This window comes from Paraburkholderia acidisoli (assembly GCF_009789675.1).
Lineage (GTDB): Bacteria > Pseudomonadota > Gammaproteobacteria > Burkholderiales > Burkholderiaceae > Paraburkholderia > Paraburkholderia acidisoli.
Window position 1 is genome coordinate 1,748,507 of record NZ_CP046914.1, and the last position, 12,982, is coordinate 1,761,488.

General features: G+C 63.5%; 11 protein-coding genes. 9 read left to right on the forward strand and 2 right to left on the reverse strand.

Annotation, left to right across the window (positions count from 1 at the left end; genetic code table 11):
• Nucleotides 1-477: 477 nt before the first annotated feature.
• Nucleotides 478-1,866: a sugar efflux transporter gene (locus FAZ98_RS21905; RefSeq protein WP_158953746.1), complete on the forward strand. Its 1,389-nt coding sequence runs from the start codon at nt 478-480 to the stop codon at nt 1,864-1,866.
• Nucleotides 1,867-2,016: 150 nt separating this feature from the next.
• On the opposite strand, the gene FAZ98_RS21910 is transcribed toward FAZ98_RS21905, so the two are convergent.
• Nucleotides 2,017-2,496: a hypothetical protein gene (locus FAZ98_RS21910; protein WP_158953748.1), complete on the reverse strand. Its 480-nt coding sequence runs from the start codon at nt 2,494-2,496 to the stop codon at nt 2,017-2,019.
• 863 nt (nt 2,497-3,359) lie between these two features.
• On the opposite strand from FAZ98_RS21910, the gene FAZ98_RS21915 reads away from it, so the two are divergent.
• The 5 genes from FAZ98_RS21915 to cyoD all read left to right on the forward strand — a co-directional run bounded on the left by FAZ98_RS21915 (nt 3,360) and on the right by cyoD (nt 9,148).
• Nucleotides 3,360-4,910 carry a complex I subunit 4 family protein gene (locus FAZ98_RS21915; RefSeq protein WP_158953750.1) on the forward strand — a complete coding sequence of 517 codons (1,551 nt, stop codon included), beginning with the start codon at nt 3,360-3,362 and terminating at the stop codon, nt 4,908-4,910.
• Between the two features lie 369 nt (nt 4,911-5,279).
• Nucleotides 5,280-6,167 carry a ubiquinol oxidase subunit II gene (cyoA, locus tag FAZ98_RS21920; protein ID WP_158954123.1) on the forward strand — a complete coding sequence of 296 codons (888 nt, stop codon included), beginning with the start codon at nt 5,280-5,282 and terminating at the stop codon, nt 6,165-6,167.
• A gap of 6 nt (nt 6,168-6,173) precedes the next feature.
• Nucleotides 6,174-8,207 (forward strand): cytochrome o ubiquinol oxidase subunit I, encoded by a 2,034-nt coding sequence (cyoB, locus tag FAZ98_RS21925; protein ID WP_158953752.1) that lies wholly within the window; start codon nt 6,174-6,176, stop codon nt 8,205-8,207.
• Complete coding sequence (gene cyoC, locus FAZ98_RS21930) at nt 8,207-8,818, forward strand: cytochrome o ubiquinol oxidase subunit III (protein WP_158953754.1); 612 nt, start codon at nt 8,207-8,209, stop codon at nt 8,816-8,818. The genes cyoB and cyoC overlap by 1 nt, the downstream gene beginning before the upstream one ends.
• The gene (gene cyoD, locus FAZ98_RS21935; protein WP_158953756.1) at nt 8,819-9,148 is read left to right on the forward strand and encodes a cytochrome o ubiquinol oxidase subunit IV; all 330 of its coding nucleotides are present in this window, start codon (nt 8,819-8,821) and stop codon (nt 9,146-9,148) included.
• Between the two features lie 144 nt (nt 9,149-9,292).
• Here the strand turns inward: cyoD and FAZ98_RS21940 are convergent, their stop codons facing one another.
• A complete protein-coding gene (locus tag FAZ98_RS21940; RefSeq protein ID WP_158953758.1) occupies nt 9,293-9,943 on the reverse strand; it encodes an SGNH/GDSL hydrolase family protein in 651 nt (216 codons plus the stop codon).
• A gap of 95 nt (nt 9,944-10,038) precedes the next feature.
• Here FAZ98_RS21940 and FAZ98_RS21945 point away from each other — a divergent pair, with 95 nt between their 5' ends.
• The 3 genes from FAZ98_RS21945 to FAZ98_RS21955 all read left to right on the forward strand — a co-directional run bounded on the left by FAZ98_RS21945 (nt 10,039) and on the right by FAZ98_RS21955 (nt 12,821).
• Complete coding sequence (locus tag FAZ98_RS21945) at nt 10,039-10,638, forward strand: TetR/AcrR family transcriptional regulator (protein WP_158953760.1); 600 nt, start codon at nt 10,039-10,041, stop codon at nt 10,636-10,638.
• Nucleotides 10,639-10,842: 204 nt separating this feature from the next.
• The gene (locus tag FAZ98_RS21950; RefSeq protein WP_158953762.1) at nt 10,843-11,526 is read left to right on the forward strand and encodes a type 1 glutamine amidotransferase domain-containing protein; all 684 of its coding nucleotides are present in this window, start codon (nt 10,843-10,845) and stop codon (nt 11,524-11,526) included.
• Between the two features lie 200 nt (nt 11,527-11,726).
• Complete coding sequence (locus FAZ98_RS21955) at nt 11,727-12,821, forward strand: NADH:flavin oxidoreductase/NADH oxidase (RefSeq protein ID WP_158953764.1); 1,095 nt, start codon at nt 11,727-11,729, stop codon at nt 12,819-12,821.
• Nucleotides 12,822-12,982 lie beyond the last annotated feature (161 nt).

The window sequence follows — 12,982 nt, forward strand, 5'->3', positions numbered from 1 at the left end:
AGCTTGTTTTTCAGACGATGCAAATGTTTAATAAGTAAAGCCGTTCTCCTGTGGGGGAATGGAAGTTTCCCCGCAGCGCGATGCATGGGGAAACGTGGGGGAACGATGTTTGTGGGGGGCTTGGGGAACCTAGATTTCCCCACGCACTGCCAAAGCCTTACGAAACAAGGCCGAATGCCATGTGTCCTGTGCTTATCCCCAGCCTTGTGAACAAAAACTGTGGAAAACCTCACTCGCATTGACGCCCGCGACATCAGTCCAGGTTATCCCTGCGCCATCAACGGGTTACGCCGATCATCCCGCGCTTGCCCACAAGGCTGCCAACAGAATCTGTGCATAGTCTTCGGCCCGGCAAGAGAAGTGCATCCAGTTGTTACCGATCACGTGACCAACCTTGCAGAGCGTGCGAGTTCAGTCGGATAATCGGTTTCGTCGTTCCATCGCTGTCCACACACTTCCCCCACTCTCCGCCGCGCCGTGCTCAAAAACTCGCGCTTTGCCGGACTTCTCGCCATTCCCGGTTTTCTGCCGCTCGCTGGCGCGACGCTCATGCTCGGCGTCGCCATGTCGTTCACCGCGCCGTATCTTTCGCTATTCGGCGTCGAACGTGCCGGCATGACGCCGTTAAGGCTCGGCATCTTCATGACCGCCATCGCGGCGAGCGGCGTGATCGCGAGCACCGCGGCGGGCCGTTGGGGCGACGCCACCGGCAAGCATCGGCCGCTGCTGCTCGCGTCGCTGGTCGCGGCCACGCTCGGCTATCTGTGTCTGTGCGTCGTGCGCGACTTCCGTCTGCTGCTGGCGGTGGGCATCGCGTTCATCGGCGCGGGCGGCTGCGCGCTGTCGCTCGTGTTCTCGTTCAGCCGCGCGGCGCTGCCCGCGCGCGACGACGCCGAACGCACCTTTGCGAGCGCGACCTTGCGCACGATCCTCTCGGCGGCGTGGGTGTTCGGCCCGGCGGTGGGCGCGCTGGTGCTCGCGGCGACCGGCTTCTACGGCCTGTTCCTGTTCGCCGCGGCAAGCTTCGCGGCGTGTGGCGCGATCGTGTGGCGCATGCGCGAGCCGCGCGCGGACGAACACGCGACCCAGCACATGACCGCGCGGCCAACCGCGAGCGAAGTCGCGAGCGAGCTGGCGGAGGCGGGCGCCGCCCAATACGACGGGCAGCCGCTCACGCAGGCCGAAGTGCTGCCGGGCGCGCCGCGCGATCCCGGCGCGGTGGCGGGCGCCAGCGCGAAGCGGCCGCCGCCCGCACCGGCAAGCTCGCAGAAAGACATCATGCGCGCGATCGTTGCGCTCACACTCATCGGGCTGGCGGCGAACGCCACGATGATCGTGCTGCCGCTCTACATCGTGCACGGCCTGGACGGCACGCGCCTCGACGTGTCGATCATGCTCGGGCTCGGCGCGTTCATGGAAATTCCGATGATGCTCGCGCTCGGCGCGCGCGCCTCGTCGCTCAACAAACCGCGCTGGCTCGCGGGTTGCGCCGTGGTGCATGCGATCTATTTCGCGTCGATGGCGGCCGCGCCCGGCGTGCATTCGCTGATCCCCATGCAGATCCTGAACGCGTTCGTGGTCGCAGTCACGTCGTGTCTGGGCATGACCTTCGTGCAGGATCTGATGCCGTCGTCGCCGGGTCGCGCGACGGCGCTGTTCTTCAACGCGTCGCGGCTCGGCTCGATTCTGTCCGGCGTGCTTTCGGGTCTGCTCGTGCAGGCATTCGGCTACCGCGGCACGTTCCTGTTTTGCGGTGTGCTCGCGCTGTGCGCGCTCGTGTTGTTCGCGGTGCCCGGCGAGCAGTATCCGAAGATGGCGCGCGCGCTGCGCCGCTATCTGCGCGAGCGCATGAAGCCGCGCAACTAGTCCAATTCCGCGATTTCGCCATTCCGCGTTACGAAGCAAAAAAAGCGGTGCGAATCTCGCACCGCTTTTTCATCGCCGAAATTAATCAGGAATGCAGATCGATGGCGATGTTTCGCCACCCGAAAATGCCTCGCGCAAACGCGGCGGCGATCAGTGCATATAAGTCACGCGCCGCGAGCGGTCGCTCAGTTGCAGGCCTGCGTCGAGCAGCGAGATCGCGAACCAGCGCGAGGTCTTGAGCATGCCGCTCACGCTCTGCATCGGCAGCCAGTCGTTGAGCAGCTGCACGGCGGCTTCGCTGCGCGTGCACTGGAGCAGGGCGATCACCTGCAGCAGCGAGCCCTCGTCCTTCGCGAGTTCGGCGGCGCAGCGGCAACGCGTGTCGAGCGGGCGGCACGCGGTATGGCAGAGTGTGTGCATCAGCAGGTCGAAATAGCCGATGCCCTCGGCGCCCAGGCCCGCGTCGGCGAGCACGCCACGCCAGTTCTCGGCTTTGCCGTAGGCGTCGCAGTGCGGGCGCAGCCAGGTGCGCACGGCGCGCAGGATGGTTTGTTCGGCGCTGTCGGGGTGCTGGACGAAGGTGTCGTCGATCAGCGTGTCATTTCTCGCGAAAGGGGCGGTGTAGTTCATGGAGCCTCCTGTCGGCCCGGAGTGAGTGCGGTGGCATCGACTCCGGCCGCCTGCAAAGTGGCGAACGGGTCGGGGCGCGGACGGGCCGCGCGGCAAATCGGATGAGGTGCCGTGGGTTCGGCATGAAGCGTATTCTGGGCCAAAAATTTCCCAAATGCAAATAATTCTCATTTGCGAATTGCATGGACGACGGGCGAAGTGAGGATGCGCGCGAGGTCGAAATGGGGAAAAAACCGGCCGGGAAATGGATCTCGCACAGACAAGAAAGGACCTTTCCATGCGTCCGGCTTAATGATGGGGACGCAACCCGCTAAAGTTCGGGCCGCAGCGTGTCGACATCCCTGACGCGTAGTGAGAGTTGCCCCAGCCTCGCCACGGCTGGGGCTTTTTTTTGCGGCGCGCAACGCCCCGTCCACGGCCGGTAACCGGCGATCTGGATAGCCGCTCTGACAGGGCCAGAGTACCTAAGTTATTGAAACGAAAGACACAAGTAAGGTATGATACTGGCCGCGCAGCGCGACAGCCTGCCGCGCCTTCCTGGCGCGACAGCGGCGATTTGAGAAAAATCGCGACCAAAATTCGACCGTGTGGGCGCTTTTGTTGTTTTTCGTCTTGGTATGAAAGTGAATAAAAACAATGATTTGCGTCAACCCTCGATCCGGCACGTGTTGTTGCGCTGCAAAACTTCCGTATTCCGTTTACCCTCGTTAACCCTTGAACGTGTGTTGCATTTCGCCCAGTCGCTGACAAATACATTACAGGCAGCGTAGTCCGATTTTCACCCCGCGTATCTCTTTCAGTTTGCTTTCGCACTGAGTGTGCGATTCGGCGCTTTTTGCCCGCATTTTTAAGGTCTCGTTGAAATGCAATCCGTTCCATTCCTGAGTCTGGCGATCTGGATTCCCATCCTGTTCGGCGTGGCTGTGCTGCGCCTCGGGTCGGACCGCCATCCGCAGCGCGCGCGCTGGCTGTCGCTGATCGGCTCGATCGTCGGCCTGCTGCTGACCCTCCCGCTCGTCACCGGCTTCGACAATCACGTCGTCGGCATGCAGTTCGTCGAATTCCGCGACTGGCTGCCCGAGTTCGGCGTGGGCTGGCGTCTCGGAATCGACGGCATTTCGCTGTGGCTGGTCGTGCTCACGGCGTTCACGACGCTCGTGATCGTGATCGCCTCGTGGGAATCCATCACCGTGCGCGTCGCCCAGTACTTCGGCGCGTTCCTGATCCTCTCGGGCCTGATGGTCGGCACGTTCGCCGCGACGGACGGCATGTTGTTCTTCGTGTTCTTCGAAGCGACGCTGATTCCGCTGTACCTGCTGATCGGCACGTGGGGCCACGCCCGCCGCTCCTACGCCGCGGTCAAGTTCTTCTTCTTCTCGTTCGCCGGCTCGCTGATGATGCTGGTGTCGATGCTGTACCTCTACAGCCAGTCGCAGACGTTCGACATGGCCGCGTGGCACAACCTGCACACGCTCGGCTTCATCCCGCAGATCCTCGTGTTCATCGGCTTCTTCGCGGCCTTCGCGGTCAAGGTGCCGATGTGGCCGTTCCACACGTGGCTGCCCGACGTCCACCTCGAAGCGCCCACCGGCGCAACCGTGCTGATGGCCATGCTCAAGCTCGGCGGCTACGGTTTCCTGCGCTTCACGCTGCCCATCACGCCGGACGCCGCGCACTTCTTCGCGCCCGCGATCATCACGCTCTCGCTGGTGGCGGTGGTGTACTCGAGCCTGCTGGCGCTCGCGCAGACCGACATGACCAAGCTGCTCGCGTACTCGACGGTCGCCCACATGGGTCTCGTCACGCTGGGCCTGTTCCTCTTCAACCAGATCGGCACCGAAGGCGCGATCGTCCAGATGATCTCGTACGGTTTCGTCTCGGGCGCGCTGCTGCTTTCCGTCGGCGTGCTGTTCGACCGCACCAAGACGCGCACGATCTCGGCTTACGGCGGCGTCGTCAACGTGATGCCGCGCTACGCCACCTTCATGATGCTGTTCGCCATGGCCAACCTCGGCCTGCCGGGCACGTCGGGCTTCGTGGGCGAGTTCATGGTCATCATGGGCGCGATCCGCGCGAACTTCTGGGTCGGCGCGATTGCCGCGACGACCGTCATTCTGAGCGCCGCGTACACCCTGTGGATGTACAAGCGCGTGATCTTTGGCGCCGTGGCGAACAAGGGCGTGGCGAAGCTGACCGACATCGGTCGCCGCGAAACGCTGATCTTCGCTTCGCTCGCGGTGCTGGTGCTGGCGGTGGGCCTCTATCCGAAGCCCTTCACCGACGCGATCGAGCTTTCGGCGGCGAACCTCGTCGCCCAGGCCGGTCGCACCAAGCAACCGACGGCTGATGAAGGCGTACCGGCGGAAGCCGTGCGCGCCGGCACGGACGTTCGTGCGCCGCACTCGCCGACGTAAGCACGCAGGCGTAAGCACCAGGATCCGTTGTAAGAAGATTGACGACGCAACCAGTGCGCCGGCCGCCGCGAGGTGGTGCGGCGCGCTGGTGCGTAAGAAGGTTTCGAACCGGCAAGGTTCGGAAAAAGCCGCGGCGGAGATCGGCGTGAGAGCCGGTTGAGACCCACCGCGCGTGTGTTTCTGAGGCGCGACGAACCTCGCAAACACATGCGACAAAGTGTCTCAATCGCGTTTTGACAAAGATCATTTTCCACATTCATTGATTGCGAAAGATCAAAGCGGCTGTATGATGCGGGCGCGCTTCCTTTGGGCGGATGTCGAGGGGATGTGCCCGGAACTATTTCAATGAATGAAATTCAGGCAAACGTGATGAAAAGTACAACCTTGAAAAGGTTATTGCTTCCCGTGGGCGCCGGATTGGTTTCTTGCCTTTCTGGTTGCAACTTGGAAGTCCTCGACCCCAAAGGTAGTGTGGGTATGGCGGAAAAGTCGCTGATCGCGACCTCCACCTGGGCCATGCTGATCGTGGTGATCCCCGTGATCATCCTGACGCTCTGGTTCGCCTACCGCTATCGCGCATCGAACACCAGCGCCACCTACGCGCCCAAGTGGTCGCACTCCACGGCGATCGAAATCGTCGTCTGGACCGTTCCGACGCTGATCATTCTGTTCCTCGGCGTGCTCACGTGGAAAACCACGCACGAGCTCGATCCCTACAAGCCGCTCGAATCGAACGTCAAGCCGATCAACGTCGAAGTGGTCGCGCTCGACTGGAAGTGGCTGTTCATCTACCCGGATCTGGGCATCGCTTCGGTGAACCAACTGGCGCTGCCGGTCGGCACGCCGGTGAACTTCAGCATCACGTCGGATTCGGTGATGAACTCGTTCTTCATCCCGCAGCTTGGTACCCAGGTCTACGCCATGGCTGGCATGCAGACGCGTCTGCACCTGATCGCCGACCACGCTGGCGATTACGCCGGCCTTTCGGCGAACTTCAGCGGCAAGGGCTTCTCGGACATGAAGTTCCGCACCCTCGCCACGAGCCAGCAAGACTTCGACGCATGGGTTCAGAAGGTGAAGGCCTCGTCGTCGCAACTGTCGATGGATCAATACTCGACCGTTGCGCAGCCGAGCGAGAAGGCGCCGGTCGAGTACTTCTCGACGGTCGATCCGAAGCTCTTCACGAATATCATCGCGAAGTACAACAACGGCCATGTCACGAATTTCAGTGACCCGTCGTGCGTGACCAAGGGGTAAGCAGGAATGTTCGGAAAACTCACACTGGATGCCATTCCGTATCACGAGCCGATTATTCTCGGCACGATGGTCGGCATGGCGATCATCGGCGCCTTCGTGCTCGGTGGCATCACTTACCTCGGTAAGTGGAAGTATCTGTGGACGGAGTGGCTGACGAGCGTCGACCACAAGCGTCTGGGCGTGATGTACATCGTGCTCGCCCTCATCATGCTGCTGCGCGGCTTCGCCGACGCGATCATGATGCGTACCCAGCTCGCGCTCGCGTACAACGCGCCGGGCTACCTCCCGCCGCATCACTACGACCAGATCTTCACGGCGCACGGCGTCATCATGATCTTCTTCATGGCCATGGCTTTCATGGTTGGCCTGATGAACATCGTGGTGCCGCTGCAGATCGGCGCGCGCGACGTCGCGTTCCCGTTCCTGAACTCGCTGTCGTTCTGGATGACGGCTGTTGGCGCGATCCTGCTGATGATCTCGCTCGTCGTCGGCGAATTCGCCATGACCGGCTGGCTCGCGTATCCGCCGCTTTCGGAGCTGGCGTACAGTCCAGGCGTCGGGGTGGATTACTACCTGTGGGCGCTGCAGATCTCCGGTGTCGGCACGCTGCTGACCGGCGTGAACTTCTTCGTCACCATCATCAAGATGCGCGCCCCCGGCATGACGCTGATGAAGATGCCGGTGTTCACGTGGACGGCGCTGTGCACGAACGTGCTGATCATGGCTGCGTTCCCGATCCTGACCGTCACGCTCGCGCTGCTCGGCCTCGACCGTTATATCGGCACGCACTTCTTCACGAATGACGGCGGCGGCAACGCCATGCTGTACCTGAACCTGATCTGGGCCTGGGGTCACCCCGAGGTGTACATCCTGATCCTGCCGGCGTTCGGTATTTTCTCGGAAGTCGTCGCGACCTACGCGAAGAAGCCGCTGTTCGGCTACACCACCATGGTCTACGCGACCTGCTCGATCATGGTGCTCTCGTTCCTCGTGTGGCTGCACCACTTCTTCACGATGGGTTCGGGCGCCGACGTCAACGCGTTCTTCGGCATCATGACGATGATCATCGCGATCCCGACGGGCGTGAAGATCTTCAACTGGCTGTTCACGATCTACCGCGGTCGCCTCGAGTTCACCTCGCCGGTGCTGTGGACGCTCGGCTTCATGGTCACTTTCACCATCGGCGGCATGACCGGCGTGATGATGGCGATCCCGGGCGCGGACTTCGTGCTGCACAACTCGCTGTTCCTGATCGCTCACTTCCACAACGTGATCATCGGCGGCGTGCTGTTCGGCTACCTGGCCGGTTTCAACTACTGGTTCCCGAAGGCATTCGGCTTCAAGCTCGACGAAAAGCTCGGCAAGCGCGCGTTCTGGTTCTGGCTCGTCGGCTTCTACGTCGCCTTCACGCCGCTGTACGTGCTCGGCTTCATGGGCGCCACGCGTCGTCTGAACCACTATGACAATCCGGCATGGCATCCGTGGATGATCATCGCGTGGGTTGGCGCCGTGCTCGTGGCTATCGGTATCGCGCATCAGCTGCTGCAGCTGTACGTGTCGATCCGCGACCGCAACAAGCCGGAAAACCGCGACCTGACGGGCGATCCGTGGGGTGGCCGTACGCTGGAATGGTCGATGTCGTCGCCGCCGCCGGTCTATAACTTCCCGGTCATCCCGAACGTGTCGGAACTCGACGAGTTCCAGCACCTGAAGGACACGGGCCGTGAGACGCCGGACGTCGCGAACACGCATTACACCGACATCCACATGCCCTCGAACACGAGCGCAGGTCTGTTCATCGGCTTCTTCAGCCTGGTGCTCGGCTTTGCAGGCATCTGGCACATCTGGTGGCTCATGATCGTCGGTTTCATCGGCATTCTCGGCACCGCGATCGCCTACAGCTTCCAGAAGAACGAAGGCTATTACATCCCGGCCGCCAAGGTCCGGGCAGATGAAGAAATGCGCAATCGCGCACTGGTCAAGGCGTTCGAAGACAAGCAACGCCGTGGCAAGGTTGAAGCCGCAATGGAGGCCAACTGATGTCGACGCATAACAGCGTGGCCGCTCACGCGGAGCACGATCACCACGATCACCCGCCGTCACACTCGGTATTCGGCTTCTGGCTGTACCTGATGACGGACTGCATTTTGTTCGGCTCGCTGTTCGCAGTGTTCGCCGTCATGCAGAACCAGTTCGCGGGCGGCCCCACGGGCAAGGATCTGTTCGACATCAACGGCGTCGCGATGGAAACGGCAGTGCTGCTGCTGTCGTCCATCACGTACGGCTTCGCGATGATCGGCGCGCACAAGCAGCGCAAGGGTCAAGTGCTGTTCTGGCTGGCGATCACCTTCCTGCTCGGCGCAACGTTCCTGTACTTCGAACTGCATGAGTTCGCGAACATGATCGCCGAGGGCAACGGCCCGCAACGCAGCGCGTTCCTGTCGTCGTTCTTCACGCTGGTCGCCACCCACGGTATCCACGTGACGATGGGCATGATCTGGATGATCGTGCTGATGGTTCAGGCCGTGAAGGCGCCGGTGCTGGGCGAGCGCGAAATCCGCCGCCTGTCGTGCCTCAGCCTTTTCTGGCACTTTCTGGACATCGTCTGGATCTGCGTGTTCTCCTTTGTTTACCTTGCGAGCGTGATCTAAATGAGTGCTCATTCCATCCACGAAGAAGAAAGCCACGGCAGCTTCGGCAGCTATCTGGCCGGTTTCATCCTGGCGGTGGTGCTCACGGCAGCATCGTTCTGGGTCGTGCTCCACGGCGGTTTCTCGCGCGAAACGGCGCTGATCGGCCTGGCCGTGCTGGCCGTCGTGCAGATCCTCGTCCACCTCGTGTTCTTCCTGCATATGAACACGTCGTCGGGCCAGCGCTGGAACGTCACGGCGTTCGCGTTCACCGTGTTGACCGCGGTGATCGTGATCGGCGGAACGCTGTGGGTCATGCACAACGTCAGCATGAACATGATGTCGCGTTGATACGCGCCGTCTGAGTCGCGTCCGGCCTTCGCGCCGGGTGCGCCGGAAAACGCCGCTGTGCCTTCGGGCCGGCGGCGTTTTTGTTTTGGGGCGCGCGTTGTCGTGCCGATGGCGCACGCGCGGGCGCCGCGTCGTGCGCGAGACTCAAGCGCCGAAGCGCTTCTTCACTAGTTCCGCGACCGCTTTGCCGAGCCGGTGATGCTGCTCCGCCTCGTAGTGAATGCCGTCGGTCGGGCTGACGGTCGCGATCTCGCCCGCGTCGAGAAACGCCGAGCCGTATTTCACCGCGACGCGCTCGTAGAGCGGCGCGAGCCGCCGCGAGCGGGCCGCGCCGCCCGCGAAGATCTCGCCGAGAAAGCCGATCTCTTCGATCGGCACGGGCGCCATCAGCAGCACGTGCGGCGTCGTGCCGTTCGGACCGGCGCGGCACGCGACCAGCGTTTCCAGCAGTACGTCGATGGAATGGGCGATGTCGGCGGGCGTGACGGAAAAGCGCGTCTTGAGGTCGTTGGTGCCGAGCATCAGCACTACGACGTCGACCGGCAACTGGCTTTCGAGGCACGGCCGCCAATACGCGAGGCCGTTCTTGTGGCGGCCCTCGATCGGGTCGTCGTGCACCGTCGTGCGCGCAGGCAGGCCTTCCTCGACGACCGTCCAGCCCGGCCCGAGCGACTCGCGCAGCACGCCGGGCCAGCGGTCCGCGGGACCGAATCGTTCCAGCACGCCAGGCTGGGAGAGCGGTTTGGTGCCGTGCGTGTTGGAATCGCCGTAACAGAGCAGGGTGCGGGACGTCATGGGCGTGTCTCCTGGAGGTGAGGGCGCAAAATGCCACTACTCAGTATGGGAGATTACTAGACGACTGGTCTAATCGCCCGGTAACATGCCAACCCATGAATGCAGCGGCGACCGTCGAAGTCCGGCAACACATCCTCGATACCGCCTTGCCCATCTTGCTGGGCAAGGGGTTTTCGGCCGTGGGTCTCAATGAGATCCTCGCGGCCGCGGGCGTGCCGAAAGGGTCGTTCTATCACTATTTCGGTTCGAAGGAAGCGTTCGGCGAGGCGCTGCTGACCTGCTACTTCGACGAATATGCCGAGCGCCTCGTCGATCTGCTGGTGCGCGCGCCGGGCACGGCCGCCGAGCGGCTGCTCGCTTACTGGGAAGAGTGGCGCACGATCCAGTGCGCGGACGACCCGGTGGGCAAGTGCCTCGCGGTCAAGCTGGGCGCGGAAGTGAGCGATCTGTCCGAGCCGATGCGCGCGGTACTGCGGCGCGGCACCGGCACGATCATCACGCGCATTGCGGCGTGTATCGAGGAAGGGCGCGAGGACGGTTCGCTGGCGGGCGTGCAGGACGCCGCGACCACGGCCACGACGCTTTACGAACTGTGGCTCGGCGCGACGCTGCTGGAGAAAATCCATCGCGACCGCCGGCCGCTCGACGCGGCCATGGCCACGACACGCGTTCTGCTGAATCTGCCCGCGAGCTGACCGCCGGCGCATTTCGATTCACATTGCGGTTCGAATAATCTGGCGTAACGAAGCGGCGTTTTGCGACACATCTCTGTCGCGCAATCGACCGCACAATACGCAAGGAGACTAGACGACCGGTCTAATAGCACGCCGTTCCGGTGTGTCCGAGACCGGTCCCAGCGCGGCGCTCGCGCGCCGTTTCTCATCGATTAAGGAACGCCGATGAAAGTACTGATCGTTTTGACCTCGCACGAAGACCTTGGCAACACCGGCAAGAAAACGGGCTTCTGGCTCGAGGAATTCGCGGCACCGTACTACGCGCTGCTCGACGCGGGCGCGGAACTCACGCTCGCTTCGCCGAAGGGCGGCCAGCCGCCGCTCGACCCGAAGAGCAGCGATCCTTCGGCGCAAACCGAAGCCACGCGCCGTTTCGACGCCGACCCCGCCGCGCAGGCCGCGCTGGCCAAAACGCAACGTCTCGCCGATGTCGACGCGAGCGCGTTCGACGCCGTGTTCTATCCGGGCGGTCACGGCCCGCTCTGGGACCTCGCCGAAGATCCCGTGTCGATCGCCTTGATCGAAAAGACGCTCGCGGCGGGCAAGCCCGTCGCCGCCGTGTGCCACGCGCCCGGCGTGCTGCGCCACGTGAAGGGCGCCGACGGCAAGCCGGTCGTGGCCGGCAAGTCGGTCACGGGCTTCTCGAACGCCGAGGAAGCCGCCGTGCAACTCACCGACGTCGTGCCCTTCCTCGTCGAAGACATGCTCAAGACGAACGGCGGCAATTACAGCAAGGCCGCCGACTGGCAGGCGCACGTCGCCACCGACGGCCTGTTGATCACGGGCCAGAACCCGGCTTCCTCCGAGCCGGTGGCCGAAGCGTTGCTCGTGGCGCTGCGCCGCGCGTAATCTCCGGGCGGCGGGCGCGCGGGTTACACCAGCCGCCATCTCGCCGTCCCGTTTTCTCTGTCTCTTTTTCCTTCAGGCAACACGGCGCGCGCCGCGAATCACGGCGCACGGGCCGCATGTTGCCGAAACGAAATCCCGATTTTGGTCAATCGGCGCAGACGCCGCATTTGTCGCGACCTGCGCCCAGAAAGGAGTAGTCGATGTCCGCATTGTTTGAACCGTTCAAGCTCAAGAGCACCCAGTTGCGCAACCGCATTGCCGTGCCGCCGATGTGCCAGTACAGCGCCGTCGAGGGCATGCCCAACGACTGGCATCACGTGCACTACGCGCAGATCGCGCGCGGCGGCGCGGGTCTCGTGATCGTCGAGGCCACGGCGGTATCGCCGGAAGGCCGCATCACGCCGGGCTGCACGGGTATCTGGAACGACGCGCAAGCCGAGGCGTTCAAGCCCACGGTCGCGGCGATCAAGGCGGCGGGCGCGGTGCCCGGCATCCAGATCGCGCATGCGGGCCGCAAGGCGAGCGCGAACCGTCCGTGGGAAGGCGACGACCATATTGCCGAAGACGATGCGCGCGGCTGGCAGACCTTGTCTCCCTCGGCGATCGCGTTCGGCGCGAACCTGCCGAAGGTGCCGAAGGCGATGACGCTCGACGACATCGCCCGTGTGCGCGAGGACTTCGTGGCCGCCGCGAAACGCGCGCTCGACGCCGGTTTCGAATGGCTCGAACTGCACTTCGCGCACGGCTATCTCGCGCAGAGCTTCTTCTCGCCGCACGCCAACCAGCGCGACGACCTTTACGGCGGCAGCCTCGAAAACCGCAGCCGTTTCCTGCTGGAAACGCTGGCCGCGGTGCGCAAGGTCTGGCCCGAACATCTGCCGCTCACGGCGCGCTTCGGCGTGATCGAATTCGACGGCCGCGACGAGGAAACGCTCGCCGAGTCGATCGAACTCACGAAGCACTTCAAGCGCGAAGGCCTGGACATGCTGAGCGTGAGCGTGGGTTTCTCGACCCCGACCGCGCAGATTCCCTGGGCGCCCGCGTTCCTCGCGCCGATCGCGCAGAAGGTGCGTCGCGCGAGCGGCCTGCCGGTGTCGTCGGCATGGGGTATCGGCACGCCGGAACTGGCCGAGCGCTCGGTGGCGTCGGAACAGCTCGACCTCGTGATGGTCGGCCGCGCGCACCTCGCGAACCCGCACTGGCCGTACTTCGCGGCGCAGGCGCTGGGCGTCGAGCGCGCCGCGTGGACGCTGCCCGCGCCGTACGCGCACTGGCTCGAACGCTACAAGGCCTGATTGGCGTAGCGGGGCGCCCGGCGGGCGCGCAGGCAGCGTGACGCTCCGTCGCGCGGGCCGCGCACCGGGCGCCGCGTCGGGCACGGGAAGCCTCGCCTTGGCGCGCATTGCCGCAGATCGGCATGCGGGCAAGCAAGATCGAAAGGTTTCGAAAGAATCAG

What these genes read in the sequence shown, in the direction of transcription:
- FAZ98_RS21950 (WP_158953762.1), top strand. Translation starts at nt 10,843, where the DNA reads ATGAAAGTACTGATCGTTTTGACCTCGCACGAAGACCTTGGCAACACC.
- FAZ98_RS21945 (WP_158953760.1), top strand. Translation starts at nt 10,039, where the DNA reads ATGAATGCAGCGGCGACCGTCGAAGTCCGGCAACACATCCTCGATACC.
- cyoA (WP_158954123.1), top strand. Translation starts at nt 5,280, where the DNA reads ATGAAAAGTACAACCTTGAAAAGGTTATTGCTTCCCGTGGGCGCCGGA.
- cyoC (WP_158953754.1), top strand. Translation starts at nt 8,207, where the DNA reads ATGTCGACGCATAACAGCGTGGCCGCTCACGCGGAGCACGATCACCAC.
- FAZ98_RS21915 (WP_158953750.1), top strand. Translation starts at nt 3,360, where the DNA reads ATGCAATCCGTTCCATTCCTGAGTCTGGCGATCTGGATTCCCATCCTG.
- FAZ98_RS21910 (WP_158953748.1), bottom strand. Translation starts at nt 2,496, where the DNA reads ATGAACTACACCGCCCCTTTCGCGAGAAATGACACGCTGATCGACGAC.
- cyoB (WP_158953752.1), top strand. Translation starts at nt 6,174, where the DNA reads ATGTTCGGAAAACTCACACTGGATGCCATTCCGTATCACGAGCCGATT.
- FAZ98_RS21940 (WP_158953758.1), bottom strand. Translation starts at nt 9,943, where the DNA reads ATGACGTCCCGCACCCTGCTCTGTTACGGCGATTCCAACACGCACGGC.
- cyoD (WP_158953756.1), top strand. Translation starts at nt 8,819, where the DNA reads ATGAGTGCTCATTCCATCCACGAAGAAGAAAGCCACGGCAGCTTCGGC.
- FAZ98_RS21955 (WP_158953764.1), top strand. Translation starts at nt 11,727, where the DNA reads ATGTCCGCATTGTTTGAACCGTTCAAGCTCAAGAGCACCCAGTTGCGC.